The organism is Chromohalobacter sp. 296-RDG (assembly GCF_029889885.1).
Taxonomy (GTDB): Bacteria; Pseudomonadota; Gammaproteobacteria; order Pseudomonadales; family Halomonadaceae; genus Chromohalobacter.
In genome coordinates, this window is record NZ_JARANY010000126.1 from 1 (window position 1) to 3,073 (window position 3,073).

Genomic DNA, 3,073 nt, shown 5'->3' on the forward strand with positions numbered 1-3,073 from the left:
GTGATATGGCCCCACCTTGCATGCGCTGTCATTCACAGCACCTCATCAATCTCGAGACGGCCCGCAAGCTCGGCATCGCTGCCGGTGCGCTGGCCGGCAGTCTCAAGAGCGTCTATGGATCGCTTTACGCCGTCAGAGTGCCGACGGTGCCGTCGCCGCACCTGCCGCTCAGTCGCGTGGCGAGTGCGGTCATTGCCGGCGCCTCCGGTGGTATCGCCGGTGCTGCGGCCGGCAACCAGATGGTTCGTCATCTATTGCCCCCCGGCGAAGGGTCCCCCTGGCTCTGTCTGGGCTGTGGCCACACCTTCCGCGTGCTGGACTGACACTGTTCTTTCCCCCTTCACCCGCCGGCGCTCTGCCGGCTTTTTTTCGTTCAGGAGCTTTCTCATGGCCCATCAAATCGAGCACATGGCTTACGTCGGCGATACCCCCTGGCATGGTCTGGGGCAGCAGCTGTCCCGCCATCAACCGCTGGACGTCTGGCGGCAGCAGGCCGGCATGGACTGGCACATCGAGGCATCGCCGGTGCGTTTCATTGCCGACTCGGCATCACATCTAGGCAGCATCCATTCCTTCCCCGAGCAGAAGGTGCTCTACCGTTCCGACACTCAGGCCCCGCTGTCGGTGGTGTCTCAGCGCTACAAGGTGGTGCAGCCGGAGGAGGTCCTGGCGTTCTACCGCGACCTCACGGAATACGCGGGCTATGAGCTCGAGACCGCCGGCGTGCTCAAGGGCGGTCGCAAGTTCTGGGCCCTGGCCCGCAGCGGGCTGGGCGGTGCCTTAAAGGGGCAGGATCAGATCAACGACTACCTGCTGCTGGCTACGTCGTGTGACGGCTCCCTGGCCACCGTCGCTATGCCGACCTCGGTACGGGTGGTCTGCAACAACACTCTGTCCATTGCTGTGGATGGCATGTCGCAAGGCGTGAAGGTGCCCCACAGCACCGAGTTCCGTCCTCAGTTGGTCAAGCAACAGCTGGGCCTCTCGGTCTCGCAGTGGGACGACTTCATGGTTCGCATGAAGACCCTGGCCGAGCGCAAGGTTAGCCAGGCGGAAGCCCAGACGTATTTCCAGTCGGTCATCTGCAATACCGACGGCCCACTGGACGACCCTTCTAAGCTGCCCAATGTCCGCGCCCTCAATCGTGTCCAGAAGCTTTACCAGGGCGAAGGGCGTGGCTCGCAACTGTGCACGACGCAAGGCACCGCCTGGGGCCTGCTCAACGCGGTCACCGAGTACGTCGATCACGAGAAGCGCGCCCGCAGCAACGACTACCGCATGGACTCTGCGTGGTTCGGCCAGGGAGCCCACCTCAAGGACAAGGCGCTGGAGTCCGCGCTTGCGCTGGTGGCCTGATCGGCCGCGAGCGCTACGACACCGGCGGCACGTCACACAGCCCCATTCATTTCCATCACGACAGTGCGCCCGGCCCTTTTCAGGCCGGGCGTCGCTGTTTCTGGAGGTATCAATGCAACCCCGCATGACGTCCGAGACCTACCGCGTCCTGACTCGGTTGACGCGTCAACTGTTGAAGGCCAGGGAACACACGACGGACACCCACGTGCTGGCCGAGGGCCGTCTCTACCGCGTGGCCGTGTCCCTGGAACCGGTCCCTGCCGACCAGCTCGATGATGTCATCAATCGCTATCGCTAACGGAGGCTGTCATGGCAACCCCCATCAAGCCCAATGCCAACGGTCAGACGCCGGTGGCTCAGTCCGATCAGGACAGCACCGCGATCATTCAGGTGATCGAGCGGGCTGCCCTCAATCCCGACGTCGATATCGACAAGATGGAGCGTCTGCTGCAGATGCAGGAACGCGTGCTGGATCGCCAGGCGCTCATGGCCTACAGCGCCGCCATGGCGGCCATGCAGACCGAACTGCCGAGCATCGCCGAACGTGGCCAGGGAAACAACGGCCACTACGCCACGCTGGAGGACATCGTCGATACCGTGCGCCCGATCATGCAGAAGCACGGCTTCGCGGTGAGCTTCCGTATCCAGACCCAGGAGCGTGCGATTCAGGTCACCGGCGTGCTGATGCACCAGGACGGCCACCGGGAAGAGACCAGCATGCTGCTACCGGCGGACGTCAGCGGCAACAAGAACGCCGTCCAGGCCTTCGGTTCGTCGACCAGCTATGGCAAACGCTATGTGCTCTGTGCCTTGCTCAACATCACGACCCGGGGCCAGGACGACAATGGACATGCCGCCGTCTCGGTGACGCGCGTGACCGCGTTGCAGGCGGGCCAGATCAGGCAACTGATGGGCGCCTGCCCGACGGCTACCCAGGAGTGGTTCGTCGGCAAGTATGGCGATGCCGAGCAGGTGCCGCGCAGTGATTTCGACAAGTTGCGCGCATCCCTGCAGAAGCGAGCCCAGCCCTACTCACAACCTCACTGACCGGCCGCGAGGGACGCCCCTCGCGGTCTATGCCGCGTCATCGAACAAGGAGATCGTCATGCAGATCCTGACATTGGACCAGGGCACGCCCGAATGGCATGCCGCACGTCTCGGCATCGTCACCATGTCCGAGCTGAAGACATTGCTGGTCAAGGGCAAGGGGCCGGGAGGCCTTGGCAGCGGGGCACTGAGCTACATGCATCAGTTGATCGGTGAGCGCATCACCGGCGAGCCCTCCGATGCCTTCCAGGGCAATGCCCACACCCAACGCGGCCACGCACTGGAGCCGGTGGCCCGCGAGCTCTACCACGAGGCGACGGGGCTGCCGCACCTGAAGCAGGTCGGCATCATCCTCAATCACGGCGTCGGCTACTCGCCCGACTGCCTGGTGGACCGCAACGGTCTCGCCGAAATCAAGACCAAGCTGCCCAAGTACCAGATCGAGTTGCTGCTGGCCGGTGAGCTGCCCCCGGAACATGTCGCCCAATGCCAGGGCGGCCTGTGGGTCAGTGAACGGGAGTGGATCGATTTCGTCAGCTATTGGCCGGGGATGCCGCTGTTCGTGAAACGCGCCTATCGGGACGAGGCGATGATCCGCACCATCGCCGAGCGGGTCGACGCCTTCCACGAAGAACTGGAGCGCCGCATGGCGCTGGTGATGGCGGCCTGA

At 63.9% G+C, this 3,073-nt stretch carries 5 protein-coding genes; all 5 read left to right on the top strand.

Features of this window, described 5'->3' with window-relative positions; all coding sequences use genetic code 11:
• The coding region (locus OP495_RS16885; RefSeq protein ID WP_280570901.1) for a hypothetical protein at window positions 1-323 on the top strand (323 nt) is incomplete at its 5' end.
• Window positions 324-387: 64 nt separating this feature from the next.
• Window positions 388-1,356 (top strand): DUF932 domain-containing protein, encoded by a 969-nt coding sequence (locus OP495_RS16890; RefSeq protein WP_280563518.1) that lies wholly within the window; start codon window positions 388-390, stop codon window positions 1,354-1,356.
• 112 nt (window positions 1,357-1,468) lie between these two features.
• On the top strand, window positions 1,469-1,654 hold the full coding sequence (locus tag OP495_RS16895; protein ID WP_280563519.1) for a hypothetical protein: 186 nt from the start codon (window positions 1,469-1,471) through the stop codon (window positions 1,652-1,654).
• An 11-nt stretch (window positions 1,655-1,665) separates the two neighbouring features.
• Window positions 1,666-2,403, top strand: coding sequence for an ERF family protein (locus OP495_RS16900; RefSeq protein WP_280563520.1), 738 nt, complete (start codon window positions 1,666-1,668; stop codon window positions 2,401-2,403).
• A gap of 58 nt (window positions 2,404-2,461) precedes the next feature.
• Window positions 2,462-3,073 carry a lambda exonuclease family protein gene (locus tag OP495_RS16905; protein ID WP_280563521.1) on the top strand — a complete coding sequence of 204 codons (612 nt, stop codon included), beginning with the start codon at window positions 2,462-2,464 and terminating at the stop codon, window positions 3,071-3,073.

Coding starts and splice junctions, on each gene's coding strand:
- OP495_RS16895 (WP_280563519.1), top strand. CDS start 1,469: ATGCAACCCCGCATGACGTCCGAGACCTACCGCGTCCTGACTCGGTTG.
- OP495_RS16905 (WP_280563521.1), top strand. CDS start 2,462: ATGCAGATCCTGACATTGGACCAGGGCACGCCCGAATGGCATGCCGCA.
- OP495_RS16900 (WP_280563520.1), top strand. CDS start 1,666: ATGGCAACCCCCATCAAGCCCAATGCCAACGGTCAGACGCCGGTGGCT.
- OP495_RS16890 (WP_280563518.1), top strand. CDS start 388: ATGGCCCATCAAATCGAGCACATGGCTTACGTCGGCGATACCCCCTGG.